Origin of the sequence: Pseudomonas gingeri, from assembly GCF_013385425.1 — a bacterium.
Taxonomy (GTDB): Bacteria; Pseudomonadota; Gammaproteobacteria; order Pseudomonadales; family Pseudomonadaceae; genus Aquipseudomonas; species Aquipseudomonas gingeri_D.
On sequence record NZ_JACAQA010000001.1, the window covers coordinates 63,149 to 76,521 of the forward strand.

A 13,373-nucleotide genomic window follows, 5' to 3' on the forward strand; every position below is an offset into this window, starting at 1 on the left:
TCTCCTAGGAACGAAACAGGCGGCTGTACTGGCGCTCATGGGCCATGCACGCCAGGGACAGGCCGAAGGCGGCGCTGCCGATGGATTGAAGGTCCTGGGCCGTGGCGGCTTGCTGGGCCTGTTGCAGCAGGGGCAGCAACTCGCTGGTCAGGCGCTGGGCGGCTTGCTGGCCCAGGGGCAGGGTTTTCATCAGCACGGCCAGCTGGTTTTCCAGCCAGCTCCAGAGCCAGGCGGCCAAGGCGTCCTGGGGACTGATCTGCCAGGCACGGGCGGCCAGCGCCCAGCCCAGGGCCAGATGCGGTTCGCTTTGCTGTGCGAGGAAGGTTCGGGCGGTGTCATCCAGTTCCGGCAGGCCGCTGAGCAACTGCTGCAGGGAATAACCCATCTGCCGGCTTTCCTGATACAGCTCGCGGGTTTCGCGGCTGGCGCGGTGTTCTTCGCAGAGCTGTTGCAACTCGCCCCAGTTTTCGTCCGCCGCCGCCTGGCAATGGGCGAGCAGCAGCGGCGCTTCGAAGCGGGCCAGATTGAGCAGTAATTGATCGGCGATCCAGCGCCGGGCGCCATCTGCGTCCTTGACCCGGGCCTGTTCCACGGCCATTTCCAGGCCTTGGGAATAGCTGTAGCCGCCGATGGGCAATTGCGGGCTGGCCAGGCGCAACAGCGCCCAGGCCGGGTTCATGGGCGCACACCGAACTGGTGCAGGCGCGGCGGGTAGTTGAAGTCTTCGTCGCCGTGGCGGGAGTGGTGATGGCCGCCGCCGTAGGCACCGTGTTCCGGCTGGAATGGGGCTTCGAGGGTTTCGGTATGGGCGCCGAGCTGTTCGAGCATGGCCTTGAGCACGTAGTCGTCGAGTAGCCGGAGCCAGCCGTCGCCGACTTGCAGGGTGACATGGCGGTTGCCCAGGTGATAGGCGGCACGGGTCAGTTCGAAGGCATTGCGGCAGGTGACGTGCAGCAGTTGTTCGGGGCGTGCGCAGACCCGCACGATGCGGCCGTCCTCGGCTTCCAGGTATTCACCGTCGTACAGCGGTGGCTGGCCACGTTCAAGGAACAGTCCTACGTCCTCACCCTCGGCACTGAAACAGCGCAGGCGACTTTTGCTGCGGGCTTCGAAGTTCAGGTGCAGCTCGGCGGCCCAGGTGGATTGCGCTTCGATTCTGCGATGAATCACCAACATCAGGAGGCTTCCGGCAATGAGCGATGGTTGAGCTAGAGCAAGGGGCTTGCCAATCGTTCGCCGCGTAGGAAAGTCCCGTCAGAAAGCGCTGGATGCCTGAAAAGGGAGCGTAGTCATGTTTCAGAATGTTTCAAGATGGTGCGCAAGTGATGTAAGTGCGCTTTTGTGGTGCCTGGCGGGCCTCATCGCCGGCACACCGGCTCCCACAGGTCTGCGTTTCAACGCCAAGATCTTGTCGTATCGAACTGTAGGGGCTTGCCGGCGATCCGGGTGCAGGGCACCCGTTCCGGTTACTCGGTACTGCCCAGACCCTGCCAATGCTTCAATCCGATAAAGATGAAGCGCAGTTGCTGGGTGATCTTGGCTTGGGGCGTCAGATGTTCCGGCAAGGGATCGGACGGTGGGTCGATGATATCCGGCAGGGTGGCGAACACACTCTTGACGATCAGGTCGGCCATGACCGCCAACCCGGCGGGGTCCAGGTGGTCGAGCTTGGGCATCAGGCCCAGGTCGGTCGCCAGGTCCGTGCTGATATTTTCCCGCAACGCCCCGATGGCCTGGCGCACCGGCTGCGAGCCACCGTATTGCTCACGGGCGAGAAACAGGAACTGCGAGCGATTGGCCGCCACCACATCGAGAAAAATCCGCACCGACGCATCGATAATGCCGCCCATGACGAACTCGTTGTGACGCACCAGCCGGATGGTTTCGCGGAAGGTCTGGCCGACTTCGCGGACCAGGGCCAGGCCGAGCTGGTCCATATCGTCGAAATGCCGGTAGAAACCGGTGGGCACGATGCCGGCGGTCTTCGCCACTTCCCGCAGGCTCAGGCTGCCGAAGCCACGGCCGGATTCCATCAGGTGCCGGGCAGCGTCCATGAGCGCGTGTCGAGTCTGTTGTTTCTGTTCGGCGCGGGGCAGCATCGCAAGGGTATTTTCTGGATGAAGAGAGCGGCGCACTCTAGCAAATCAGCTTTGCCGGCGTCGAACCAAGAGAAGGGGGCAATCGCGGGATTTCGAATATTCAGGGCCCTGAAATATCAAAGCCCGGTCCAGGAGACCGGGCTTTGTTCCAGGCCAGCAAGGCCTTAACTCAGGCTGCTGTTGCGTTCGATCACACGGTCACCGCCGTCTTGGACCAAACCTTTCTCTTCCAGGCGAGCACGGCCACCTTCGGCGAATTTGTCGTTCTCACCAATGGAGGTCTTGCTGGAGCCGTTCTCGGCCAGGCCGTTTTCTCTTTCGTGTTGGGCTTGTGGTGTATGGGCGCTGCCGTTTTCAGCGAACTTGTCGTTCTCACCAATGGCGGTTTTGCTGGAGCCATTCTCGGCCAAGCCGTTTTCTCTTTCGTGCTGGGCTTGTGGAGTATGGTCGCTACCGTTTTCAGCGAATTTGTCGTTCTCACCGATTGCGGTTTTGCTGGAACCGTTTTCGGCCAAGCCGTTTTCTCTTTCGTGTTGGGCTTGTGGAGTACGGGAGCTACCGTCTTCGGCCAGGGTGTTCAGCACTTGGCTAACGGTTGCATGGCTGGCCTGAGCCTGTGGAGCAGCCTGTTCACGGGCTGGCAGCGCGTAGGCATTGGCAGTCAGGACGGCAAGTGTGAGGCTAAGCAGTAATTGGCGTTTCATGATCGGGTGCTCCGTAGGAGGGCGATAAAGTGGGTACGAAGCCAATGCTACTCTTGCAAAATCGATATAAAAGTTCATAAGCACAATGTTAATAATCAACGGAATTGATGGTTCTACCCAAACCCCTCTAGATCAAGGCTTACAGCGCGTTACCTTTGCTCCGCAATGGGTATTTTCGACCCACTGCCGCGCCACATGGGGGCATGCAGTGAACGAAAAGCTGGCGGATGGGTCAGGACCGTTGATTCCCAGCCCGGGTCGATTAATGGTTTTTGGCGTTAAACCTTGTCGGGCGTTTGTGGGTCGTACAGGCATAATGCGTCGATTTTTGGACGCTCAGTCGTTCTAGGAGCCCCGTGCAATGACGCGCACTCGAAAGATTCTTGCCTGGACCGGCGCCAGCCTTGTCCTACTGCTGGCCGTGCTGGTCGCCGTCATCGCCTTGTTCGATTGGAACCGGGTCAAACCGCCGATCAATGCCAAGGTCTCGGCCATCCTCCATCGGCCCTTTGCTATCAATGGTGATTTGTCCCTGCGCTGGCAGCGTGAAGCCGACGAGGGCGGCTGGCGGGCCTGGGTGCCTTGGCCGCATCTGATCGCCGAGGACCTGACCCTGGGCAATCCCGACTGGTCGAAGAGCCCGCAGATGGTCACCCTCAAGCGTGTCGAACTGCGTCTCTCGCCGTTGCCGCTGCTGGTGCGGCAGGTGGTGATCCCACGTATCGACCTGACCGAGCCCAATGCCAGCCTCGAACGCCTGGCCGATGGTCGCGCCAGTTGGAGCTTCCAGTTCGATCCCTCGGACCCGAACGCCGAACCGTCCAGCTGGGTGGTGGATATCGGTGCCATCGGCTTTGACAAGGGTCATGTCACCCTCGACGACCAGAGCCTGAATGCTCACTTGGATCTGGTGATCGATCCGTTGGGCAAGTCGATTCCGTTCGGCGATATCGTCGGTGACAAGGCCGCGAAAAAGGCTCTGGAGAAAGGCGCTGCCCCCCAGGACTATGCCTTTGCGCTGAACGCCAAAGGCCATTACCACGGCCAGAACCTCGCCGGCAGCGGCAAGATCGGCGGCTTGCTGGCCTTGCAGGACGCGGCCAAACCGTTCCCGGTCCAGGCCGACGTGAAGATCGCTGACACCCGGATCGCCGTCGCCGGGACCCTGACCGACCCACGCAATCTCGGCGCCCTCGACCTGCGCCTGACGCTGTCGGGCACCAGCCTGGGCAACCTCTACCCGCTGACCGGCGTCACCCTGCCGGATTCGCCAGCGTATGAGACCGACGGTCATCTGATCGCCAAACTACGGGATCCCGCCGGGGCCGCGTTCACCTACGAGAAATTCAACGGCAAGATCGGCACCAGCGATATCCACGGCGACCTCACTTATCTGGCGAGCCAGCCGCGGCCCAAACTCAGTGGCACCCTGGTCTCCAATCAACTGCTGATGACCGACCTGGCGCCGTTGATCGGCGCCGACTCCAACGCCAAGCAGAAGGCCCGTGGCGGTGAAAGCAAACAGCCGGCGGACAGGGTGCTGCCGGTGGAAGAGTTCCGCACCGAGCGCTGGCGCGACATGGATGCCGACGTGGAATTCACCGGCAAGCGCATCGTCCATAGCAGCGAATTACCGTTTACCGACCTCTATACCCACCTGGTGCTCACCGACGGCGAGCTGAGCCTTGAGCCGCTGCGTTTCGGCGTGGCCGGTGGCAAGCTCGACGCACAGATCCGCCTCAACGGCCGCACCACGCCGATGCAGGGCCGGGCCAAGCTGACGGCGCGCAACTTCAAGCTCAAGCAACTGTTCCCCACCTTCGAGCCGATGCAGACCAGCTTCGGTGAACTCAATGGCGATGCGGATATCGCCGGCACCGGCAACTCGGTGGCGAAGTTGCTCGGCACCTCCAATGGCGACCTGAAGATGCTGGTCAACGATGGCGCCATCAGCCGTGGGTTGATGGAGATTGCCGGGCTCAACGTGGGTAACTACGTGGTCGGGAAAATCTTTGGCGACAAGGAAGTGAAGATCAATTGCGCGGCGGCGGACCTGGGGATCAAGAGCGGCCTGGCGACCACCCGGCTGTTTGTCTTCGATACCGAGAACGCAATCATCTATATCGATGGCACGGCCAACTTTGCCAACGAGCAGTTGGACTTGAAGGTCACGCCTGAGTCCAAGGGCTTGCGCTTGTTGTCCTTGCGCTCGCCCTTGTATGTGCGGGGCAAATTCATCAAGCCCGATGCCGGTGTGCAGGCGGTGCCGTTGATGTTGCGCGGCGCGGGCATGGTCGCCCTGGGCTTGATCGCCGGGCCGGCGGCGGGGCTGCTGGCGTTGGTGGCGCCCAGCGGCGATGTACCGAATCAGTGCGCGCCGTTGCTGGAACAGATGCGTGCGGGCAAGGCGCCGAAGACGGTGAAGGGCTGAAAGCGTGGCGTGATACCGGCTGGCCGGCTCGCCACAATGCATTTGTCATCTTCAATGCCGATGCTTTGACCTTCGCAGTGCTGCCGGGCTTTGGCTTTTGACCTTCAGGGATGCTCACGGGATGCCGCAAGAACTTGCCACACGTTATCCGCTGGTGCTGGTGCCGGGCATGCTCGGCTTTGTCCGCCTGGTATTTTTTCCCTACTGGTACGGGATTGTGCCGGCGTTGCGTCGTGGTGGCGCGCGGGTATTTCCGGTGGCGGTCTCGCCGCTGCATTCCAGCGAGGTGCGCGGTGAGCAATTGCTGGCGCGGATCGAGCGGATCCGCCGCGACACCGGGGCCGACAAGGTCAATCTGATCGGCCATAGCCAGGGCGCGCTGACGGCCCGTTATGCGGCGGCGAAACGGCCGGAGTGGGTGGCCTCGGTGACCTCGGTCGCCGGTCCCAATCATGGCTCGGAGCTGGCGGACTATTTTGACAAGCACTATCCCCGTGAGGGGCTGCCGGCTCGTCTGCTCAGCCTGGCGCTTTGTATGGTGGCGCGGGTGATGGGATGGCTGGACACGGGCCATTACGGGCTGAGGCTGCCGATGGACCTGCCGGCGTCACACCAGTCGCTGACCAGCGAAGGGGTTGCGCTGTTCAATCTGCAATACCCGCAAGGGTTGCCGCAGAGCTGGGGCGGGCAGGGCGATGAATTGGTGAATGGAGTGCGTTACTACTCCTGGTCCGGCATCTTGCAGCCCGGGATCACGGATCGCGGGCGCAATCTGTTCGATGGCACCAACCGCAGTTGCCGGCTGTTCGCCAAAACCTTCGTGCGTGAGGCCGGGCAGTGCGATGGCATGGTCGGCCGTAACAGCTCGCATTTGGGAACGGTGATCGGCGATGACTATCCGCTGGATCACCTTGATATCGTCAACCAGTCGTTCGGGTTGGTGGGCAAGGGCGCGGAGCCGATCCGGTTGTTTGTCGAGCATGCGCGGCGGTTGAAGTTGGCGGGTGTCTGAAGCGAGGTGTTCAACGCTGAATGCCCTGTCGCAGAGAGTGAAAATGCCATCGCTGGCAGCGGTACTGGCACGTATTTCAGGGTGTAAAAGCGGCAGCTATTCGGCGGGGCGCTGGACTATAGTTCGGTGGTCATCGACGAATCGGTGACCGGTCTTAGCCGATCGAAACTGTTACGAAACGCAGAAGCGCCTTATGATGTCGGCGCTTTTTGCTGCCTGTTTTTTTGCCATGGCGGCTGTGCGTGGGACACCTCCGGGTGTGCCGAGTTTCGTAATAGTCTCGGTCGGCTAACCCGCGTGCAGCTGCCACCCTCGTTTGTTTAGCCGCAGATGTTGGTGACTCTATGACTATTACGGAGTGACAACATGACCAATTTCCGCCCGTTACAAAGCAACCTCACTGACGCCCCGGTGCTCTATCTCAAACTCGACGTCCCGGTGCGTAATCTCTACGAATTTGCCATACAGCGCCTCAAGGCGGCTCGCGACCTGAGCCACAGCCTGACCTGCATGAGCATCGGCAATACCTGTGATCGCGATCTCCAGCACTTCGCCTCAGCAACCTATCTGTTGTTGCAGGATGGCTGCGACGCGTTGGATGCAATGCAGGGTCGATTCACGGATCGTCAGCCAAGCGCCTTGCAGGCCTGATCCGAAAAACGCGGATCTGAAAACACCACACAAACCTGTAGGAGCGTGGCTTGCCCGCGAAGCTTTTAGCGATCTTGAGGGCCCCTTCGCGGGCAAGCCCTGCTCCTACAAGGGACCGCGCCCGGTCTTGCCGAGCATCTGGTGTGCCCGAAAATCTTCCAAACAGGAGGCCAGATACTATGTCGAAAACATCGAAAACTGACTGGGAGCACCTGGCCAAGCTGAACGACCAGGATATCGACACCAGCGAAATCCCCGAGCTGAGTGAAGACTTCTTCCGCAGTGCCGAATTGCGCTTGCCTGCGATGGGGCCCTGGAGGCTTGAGTCGCCCGCAATGACGCCATCGCCGGCAAGCCAGCTCCCACAAGAGATCACGCCCAGCCTCAATCGTGGAAAACCATGCTCCGCGTTTCTCCCATCAACAGCGCCTGATTGCGCTCCGTCACATCCCGAATGTAATCCCACAACAAGGTAATGCGCTTCAACTTGCGCAGATCCTCCCGGCAGTACATCCAGAACTGCCGGGTGATATTCACTTCATCCGCCAGCACCGGCAGCAGCCTCGGGTCCTGGGCCGCGAGGAAACACGGCAGGATTGCCAGCGCCCGGCCCTGCTGCGCCGCGACGAACTGCGCAATCACGCTGGTGCTGCGCAAGTTGGCCGTGGCATTCGGCAGGGCATTGGCCAGGTACAGCAGCTCATTGCTGAACGCCAGATCATCCACATAGCTGACAAATCGATGCCGCCCCAAATCACTGGCACGACGGATCGGCGGATGCTGGTCCAGATATTCCTGGGTCGCATACAGCTGCAAGCGGTAATCACACAACTTGCAGCACACATACGGCCCATGCTCCGGCCGTTCCAGCGCAATGACGATATCCGCCTCGCGCTTGGACAAACTGATGAAGTGCGGCAATGGCAGTATATCGACGGAAATCGCCGGGTACGCATCGACGAAATGGCTCAACTGCGGGGTGATGAAAAAGCTGCCGAACCCTTCCGTGCAGCCCATCCGCACATGCCCCGACAGCGCCACGCCAGACCCCGAGACCTGCTCGCAAGCCATGTGCAAGGTGCTTTCGATGGACTCCGCATAGCCCAGCAAACGCTGGCCCTCGGCGGTCAGCACAAAACCGTTGGTCCGGGATTTTTCGAAGAGCAAGGTGCCTAGCGCACCCTCCAGTGAGCTGATGCGGCGCGACACCGTGGTGTAGTCCACCGCCAGGCGCTTGGCCGCGCTGCTGGCCTTGCGGGTACGGGCGACCTCGAGGAAAAACTTCAGGTCGTCCCAGTTCAATGAACCCAAAGACGTGATGTTTTTTTGCATGTTGGTCCGGTTTTTATGTGCATTCTTATTAGAAGAACGCACATCTATACTCCAAAAACAGTCCAGTCACCATGCTCGGGCGCTGCCTCGCCCGCCTCGGATTCGGCCCCACAATAATTCAGGAGACTTCAATGAACGTTTCTCTCAAGCCCGACACCACCCTCAAGACCGCCAAGCTGCTGATCAATGGCGAGTGGGTCGAATCCCAGACCAGTGAATGGCACGACATCGTCAATCCGGCGACCCAGGAAGTCCTGGCCAAAGTCCCGTTCGCCACCGCCGCTGAAGTCAACGCCGCCATCGACGCCGCGCACCGCGCCTTCCAGACCTGGAAGCTGACCCCCATCGGCGCGCGCATGCGCATCATGCTCAAGCTGCAAGCGCTGATCCGCGAACACTCCAAGCGCATCGCCGTGGTCCTCAGCGCCGAGCAGGGCAAGACCATTGCCGACGCCGAAGGCGATATCTTCCGTGGCCTGGAAGTGGTGGAACACGCCTGCTCCATCGGCACCCTGCAGATGGGCGAGTTCGCCGAGAACGTCGCCGGTGGTGTCGATACCTACACCCTGCGCCAGCCCATCGGTGTCTGTGCCGGGATCACCCCCTTCAACTTCCCGGCGATGATTCCGCTGTGGATGTTCCCGATGGCGATTGCCTGCGGTAACACCTTCGTCCTCAAGCCGTCCGAGCAGGACCCGCTGTCGACGCTGCTGCTGGTGGAGCTGGCGTTGGAAGCCGGTGTACCGCCAGGCGTGCTCAACGTGGTGCATGGCGGCAAGGAAGTGGTGGATGCGCTGTGCACCCACAAGGACATCAAGGCTGTTTCCTTCGTCGGTTCGACGGCCGTCGGCACCCATGTCTACGACCTCGCCGGCCGCCACGGCAAGCGCGTGCAGTCGATGATGGGCGCGAAGAACCATGCGGTGGTGCTGCCCGATGCCAACCGTGAACAAACCCTCAATGCCCTGGTCGGTGCCGGTTTCGGCGCGGCTGGCCAGCGCTGCATGGCGACTTCGGTGGTGGTGCTGGTGGGCGCGGCGAAACAATGGTTGCCGGACCTCAAGGCCCTGGCGCTGAAACTCAAGGTCAATGCCGGCAGCGAGGCGGGCACCGATGTCGGTCCGCTGATTTCCAAGCGCGCGAAAGCGCGTGTGCTGAGCCTGATCGAAAGCGGTATCAAGGAAGGCGCCAAGCTGGAGCTGGACGGTCGCGATATCCAGGTGCCGGGCTTCGAGCAGGGTAACTTTGTCGGCCCGACCCTGTTCTCCGGGGTGACCACCGATATGCAGATCTACACCCAGGAAATCTTCGGCCCGGTGCTGGTGGTGCTGGAAGTCGACACCCTTGACGAGGCGATTGCCCTGGTCAACGCCAACCCGTTCGGCAATGGCACTGGCCTGTTTACCCAGAGCGGCGCCTCGGCGCGCAAGTTCCAGAGCGAAATCGACGTCGGCCAGGTCGGCATCAATATCCCGATTCCGGTGCCGGTACCCTTCTTCAGCTTCACCGGTTCGCGCGGTTCCAAGCTCGGTGACCTCGGTCCGTACGGCAAGCAGGTGGTGCAGTTCTACACTCAGACCAAGACGGTCACCAGTCGCTGGTTCGACGATGACAGTGTCAACCATGGTGTGAACACCACCATCAATCTGCGCTGAGCGAGGAATCTGCCATGAAGATTGCATTTATCGGCTTGGGCAATATGGGCGCGCCAATGGCGCGCAACCTGATCAAGGCCGGGCACAGCCTGAATCTGTTCGACTTGAACAAGACCGTATTGGAAGAGTTGGCAGCCCTTGGCGGGACCATCAGCGAATCGCCGAAAGTTGCCGCTCAGGGCAGCGAATTGGTGATCACCATGCTGCCGGCCGCTGCCCATGTGCGTAGCGTCTGGTTGGGCGAGGACGGTGTGCTGGCTGGTATCGGTCGGGGCGTGCCGGCGGTGGATTGCAGCACCATCGATCCGCAGACCGCCAAGGATGTCGCGGCGGCGGCGGCCAGGCAGGGCGTGGCGATGGGCGATGCGCCGGTGTCCGGCGGGACCGGCGGTGCGGCGGCCGGGACCCTGACCTTTATGGTCGGGGCTTCCCAGGAGCTGTTCACCACCCTGCAGCCGGTGCTGGCGCAGATGGGCCGCAATATCGTCCATTGCGGCGAAGTGGGCACCGGGCAGATCGCCAAGATCTGCAACAACCTGCTGCTGGGCATTTCCATGGTCGGGGTCAGCGAAGCCATGGCCCTGGGCGCGGCATTGGGGATCGACACTCAGGTGCTGGCCGGGGTGATCAACAGTTCCACCGGACGTTGCTGGAGTTCGGAGACCTATAACCCCTGGCCGGGGATCGTCGATACGGCGCCGGCATCGCGGGGGTATACCGGTGGTTTCGGGGCCGAGTTGATGTTGAAGGATCTGGGGCTGGCGACGGAGGCGGCGCGTCAGGCGCATCAGCCAGTGGTGCTGGGCGCGGTGGCGCAGCAGCTTTACCAGGCGATGAGTTTGCGTGGGGAAGGGGGGTTGGATTTCTCGGCGATCGTCAACGCTTATCGCAAACCTTAAGTGGGGCTACGGTTTCTCGCCGAACGCGCCTAAGCGTACGACACAAAACTGTAGGAGCGTGGCTTGCCCGCGAAGAGGCCCGTGAGACCGCTAAAAGCTTCGCGGGCAAGCCACGCTCCTACAGGTCTTCAGTGTTCTTGAGGGCTTGGGCAGGGCCGGATCCGCACACCTGTCCGTCCATGACGCGTAGAATCATCTCCCTGAAAATGCTTTCGAGGTGCGGGTGGTGGATCTACAGCAGGGTTTTGTCCTGACCCGGCATTGGCGCGACACCCCCACGGGCACGCAGGTCGAGTTCTGGCTGGCCACCGACAACGGTCCCCGGCATGTCCGGCTACCGCCGCAACCCTCCGTCGCTTTCATTCCCGTCGCCCATCGCCAACGTGCCGAAGCCTTGCTGCGTGGTGAGCGTGGAGTCGAGTTGCGTCCCCTGGAACTGCTCGACTTCCATCATCGCCCCATCCTCGGCCTGTATTGCCAGCAACATCGGCAACTGATGAATATCGAGAAGCTGCTGCGCAAGGGCGGCGTCGATGTCTATGAAGCCGATATCCGCCCGCCCGAGCGCTTCCTGATGGAGCGCTTTATCACCGCGCCGGTCCAGTTCGGCGGCACCGCCAACGTTGACGGCCCGCTGCTCGATACCCAGATGAAACCGGCGCCAGGCTATCGCCCGCGCCTGAAGCTGGTATCCCTGGATATTGAAACCACCATGCAGGGCGAACTGTATTCCATCGCCCTGGAAGGCTGCGGCGAGCGTCAGGTGTACATGTTGGGACCGGCCAACGGCGATGCCACCCAGGTCGATTTCAAGTTCGACTACCGCGACACCCGCGCCGGCTTGCTCGAAGCCCTGAACGACTGGCTGGCCCTCCATGACCCGGACGCGATCATCGGCTGGAACCTGGTGCAGTTCGACCTGCGGGTCCTGCACGAGCACGCTGAACGCCTGAAGGTGCCGCTGCGCCTGGGACGTGGCGGCGACGTCATGGGCTGGCGCGACAACGGCGCGCGCAACACCCACTACTTCGCGGCCGCCGCCGGCCGCTTGATCATCGACGGCATCGAGGCCCTGCGCTCGGCCACGTGGAGCTTTCCTTCCTTCAGCCTCGAATATGTCGCGCAACACCTGCTGGGCGAGGGCAAGTCCATCGACAACCCGTACCAGCGCATGGACGAGATCGACCGCATGTTCGCCGAGGACAAGCCCGCCCTGGCGCGCTACAACCTCAAGGACTGCGAGCTGGTGACGCGGATCTTCGACAAGACCCAGTTGCTGACCTTCCTGCTGGAGCGCGCCACGGTCACCGGTTTGCCCACAGACCGCAGCGGCGGCTCCGTGGCGGCGTTCACCCACCTCTACCTGCCGTTGATGCATCGCCAGGGCTTTGTCGCGCCGAACCTGGGGGAGCGCACTCCCGAAGCCAGCCCCGGCGGTTTTGTCATGGACTCGCGGCCCGGCCTGTACGAATCGGTGTTGGTGCTCGATTACAAAAGCCTCTATCCGTCGATCATCCGCACCTTCCTGATCGACCCGGTGGGGCTGGTGGAAGGTTTGCGCCATCCCGACGACAGTGACTCGATTCCCGGCTTTCGCGGGGCGCGTTTCTCCCGTACGCGGCATTGTCTGCCGGCCATTGTCGAGAGCGTCTGGCAGGGCCGGGAGACGGCCAAGCGCGAACACAATGCGCCGCTGTCCCAGGCGCTGAAAATCATCATGAACGCTTTCTACGGCGTACTCGGTTCCAGCGGCTGCCGCTTCTTCGATACGCGCCTGGCGTCGTCCATCACCTTGCGTGGCCACGAGATCATGCGACGGACCCGAGAGTTGATCGAAGCCCAGGGCTACGCGGTGATCTATGGCGACACCGACTCTACCTTCGTCTGGCTCAAGCGAGCCCACAGCGAGGAGGACGCCGCACGGATCGGCCGCAACCTGGTGGCCCAGGTCAACCAATGGTGGCGCGAACACCTGCAACAGGAGCTCGGGCTGGACAGCGCTCTGGAGCTGCAATTCGAAACCCACTTCAGCCGCTTCCTGATGCCGACCATTCGCGGTGCCGAGGAGGGCAGCAAGAAACGTTATGCCGGGTTGGTAACCCGTGCCGACGGTACCCAGGAGATGATCTACAAGGGCCTGGAAACCGTACGCAGCGACTGGTCGCCCCTGGCCCAGGATTTCCAGCAGGAGCTGTACCGGCGGATCTTCGACCGGATGCCGTATCAGGATTATGTACGTGACTACGTGCGCCGGACTCTGGCGGGCGAACTGGACGACCGGCTGGTCTATCGCAAGCGCCTACGTCGCCAGTTGGGCGACTACCAGCGCAATGTGCCGCCCCATGTGCGGGCGGCACGCCTGGCCGATGAGTACAACGATGCCCAAGGCCGGCCCCGGCAGTACCAGAACGGTGGCTGGATCAGCTACGTGATCACCCTGGCCGGCCCCGAGCCGCTGGAGATACGCCGCGCGCCGATCGACTACGACCACTACATCACCCGGCAGCTACAGCCGGTGGCGGATGCGATCCTGCCCTTTGTCCAGGACGATTTCAGCACCCTGATCGGCGGGCAGTTGGGGCTGTTCTAA

Annotated in this window: 11 protein-coding genes and 1 pseudogene; 7 read left to right on the forward strand and 5 right to left on the reverse strand. The window is 61.8% G+C overall.

Annotated elements, in window-relative coordinates; all coding sequences use genetic code 11:
- Window positions 1-4: 4 nt before the first annotated feature.
- The 4 genes from HX830_RS00260 to HX830_RS00275 all read right to left on the reverse strand — a co-directional run bounded on the left by HX830_RS00260 (window position 5) and on the right by HX830_RS00275 (window position 2,803).
- Window positions 5-679: an urease accessory protein UreF gene (locus HX830_RS00260; RefSeq protein WP_177098585.1), complete on the reverse strand. Its 675-nt coding sequence runs from the start codon at window positions 677-679 to the stop codon at window positions 5-7.
- Entirely contained in the window at window positions 676-1,176 is a 501-nt protein-coding gene (gene ureE / locus HX830_RS00265; RefSeq protein ID WP_177098586.1) for an urease accessory protein UreE, read from the reverse strand. The genes HX830_RS00260 and ureE overlap by 4 nt, the downstream gene beginning before the upstream one ends.
- A gap of 290 nt (window positions 1,177-1,466) precedes the next feature.
- A complete protein-coding gene (locus tag HX830_RS00270; RefSeq protein ID WP_103495681.1) occupies window positions 1,467-2,099 on the reverse strand; it encodes a TetR family transcriptional regulator in 633 nt (210 codons plus the stop codon).
- 164 nt (window positions 2,100-2,263) lie between these two features.
- Window positions 2,264-2,803: a hypothetical protein gene (locus HX830_RS00275; protein WP_152737827.1), complete on the reverse strand. Its 540-nt coding sequence runs from the start codon at window positions 2,801-2,803 to the stop codon at window positions 2,264-2,266.
- Between the two features lie 361 nt (window positions 2,804-3,164).
- Between HX830_RS00275 and HX830_RS00280 the strand changes: the two genes are divergently transcribed.
- The 4 genes and pseudogenes from HX830_RS00280 to HX830_RS31955 form a co-directional block, all read left to right on the forward strand.
- Window positions 3,165-5,234, forward strand: a complete 2,070-nt coding sequence (locus HX830_RS00280) for an AsmA family protein (RefSeq protein ID WP_177098587.1) — start codon at window positions 3,165-3,167, stop codon at window positions 5,232-5,234.
- Between the two features lie 121 nt (window positions 5,235-5,355).
- Window positions 5,356-6,246, forward strand: coding sequence for an esterase/lipase family protein (locus tag HX830_RS00285; RefSeq protein ID WP_177098588.1), 891 nt, complete (start codon window positions 5,356-5,358; stop codon window positions 6,244-6,246).
- A 366-nt stretch (window positions 6,247-6,612) separates the two neighbouring features.
- Window positions 6,613-6,897, forward strand: coding sequence for a hypothetical protein (locus tag HX830_RS00290; RefSeq protein WP_177098589.1), 285 nt, complete (start codon window positions 6,613-6,615; stop codon window positions 6,895-6,897).
- A gap of 179 nt (window positions 6,898-7,076) precedes the next feature.
- Window positions 7,077-7,199, forward strand: a pseudogene (locus HX830_RS31955) (BrnA antitoxin family protein); the annotation flags it as partial.
- Window positions 7,200-7,281: 82 nt separating this feature from the next.
- Here the strand turns inward: HX830_RS31955 and HX830_RS00295 are convergent.
- A complete protein-coding gene (locus HX830_RS00295) occupies window positions 7,282-8,229 on the reverse strand; it encodes a LysR family transcriptional regulator (protein WP_103496134.1) in 948 nt (315 codons plus the stop codon).
- A gap of 131 nt (window positions 8,230-8,360) precedes the next feature.
- Between HX830_RS00295 and HX830_RS00300 the strand changes: the two genes are divergently transcribed.
- From HX830_RS00300 to HX830_RS00310, 3 genes are all read left to right on the forward strand, one after another.
- Window positions 8,361-9,884: a CoA-acylating methylmalonate-semialdehyde dehydrogenase gene (locus tag HX830_RS00300; RefSeq protein WP_152737665.1), complete on the forward strand. Its 1,524-nt coding sequence runs from the start codon at window positions 8,361-8,363 to the stop codon at window positions 9,882-9,884.
- A gap of 14 nt (window positions 9,885-9,898) precedes the next feature.
- A complete protein-coding gene (gene mmsB / locus HX830_RS00305) occupies window positions 9,899-10,783 on the forward strand; it encodes a 3-hydroxyisobutyrate dehydrogenase (protein WP_177098590.1) in 885 nt (294 codons plus the stop codon).
- Window positions 10,784-11,009: 226 nt separating this feature from the next.
- Window positions 11,010-13,373 (forward strand): DNA polymerase II, encoded by a 2,364-nt coding sequence (locus HX830_RS00310; RefSeq protein WP_177098591.1) that lies wholly within the window; start codon window positions 11,010-11,012, stop codon window positions 13,371-13,373.

What these genes read in the sequence shown, in the direction of transcription:
- HX830_RS00290 (WP_177098589.1), top strand. Translation starts at nt 6,613, where the DNA reads ATGACCAATTTCCGCCCGTTACAAAGCAACCTCACTGACGCCCCGGTG.
- mmsB (WP_177098590.1), top strand. Translation starts at nt 9,899, where the DNA reads ATGAAGATTGCATTTATCGGCTTGGGCAATATGGGCGCGCCAATGGCG.
- HX830_RS00260 (WP_177098585.1), bottom strand. Translation starts at nt 679, where the DNA reads ATGAACCCGGCCTGGGCGCTGTTGCGCCTGGCCAGCCCGCAATTGCCC.
- HX830_RS00280 (WP_177098587.1), top strand. Translation starts at nt 3,165, where the DNA reads ATGACGCGCACTCGAAAGATTCTTGCCTGGACCGGCGCCAGCCTTGTC.
- HX830_RS00275 (WP_152737827.1), bottom strand. Translation starts at nt 2,803, where the DNA reads ATGAAACGCCAATTACTGCTTAGCCTCACACTTGCCGTCCTGACTGCC.
- HX830_RS00270 (WP_103495681.1), bottom strand. Translation starts at nt 2,099, where the DNA reads ATGCTGCCCCGCGCCGAACAGAAACAACAGACTCGACACGCGCTCATG.
- HX830_RS00300 (WP_152737665.1), top strand. Translation starts at nt 8,361, where the DNA reads ATGAACGTTTCTCTCAAGCCCGACACCACCCTCAAGACCGCCAAGCTG.
- ureE (WP_177098586.1), bottom strand. Translation starts at nt 1,176, where the DNA reads ATGTTGGTGATTCATCGCAGAATCGAAGCGCAATCCACCTGGGCCGCC.
- HX830_RS00295 (WP_103496134.1), bottom strand. Translation starts at nt 8,229, where the DNA reads ATGCAAAAAAACATCACGTCTTTGGGTTCATTGAACTGGGACGACCTG.
- HX830_RS00285 (WP_177098588.1), top strand. Translation starts at nt 5,356, where the DNA reads ATGCCGCAAGAACTTGCCACACGTTATCCGCTGGTGCTGGTGCCGGGC.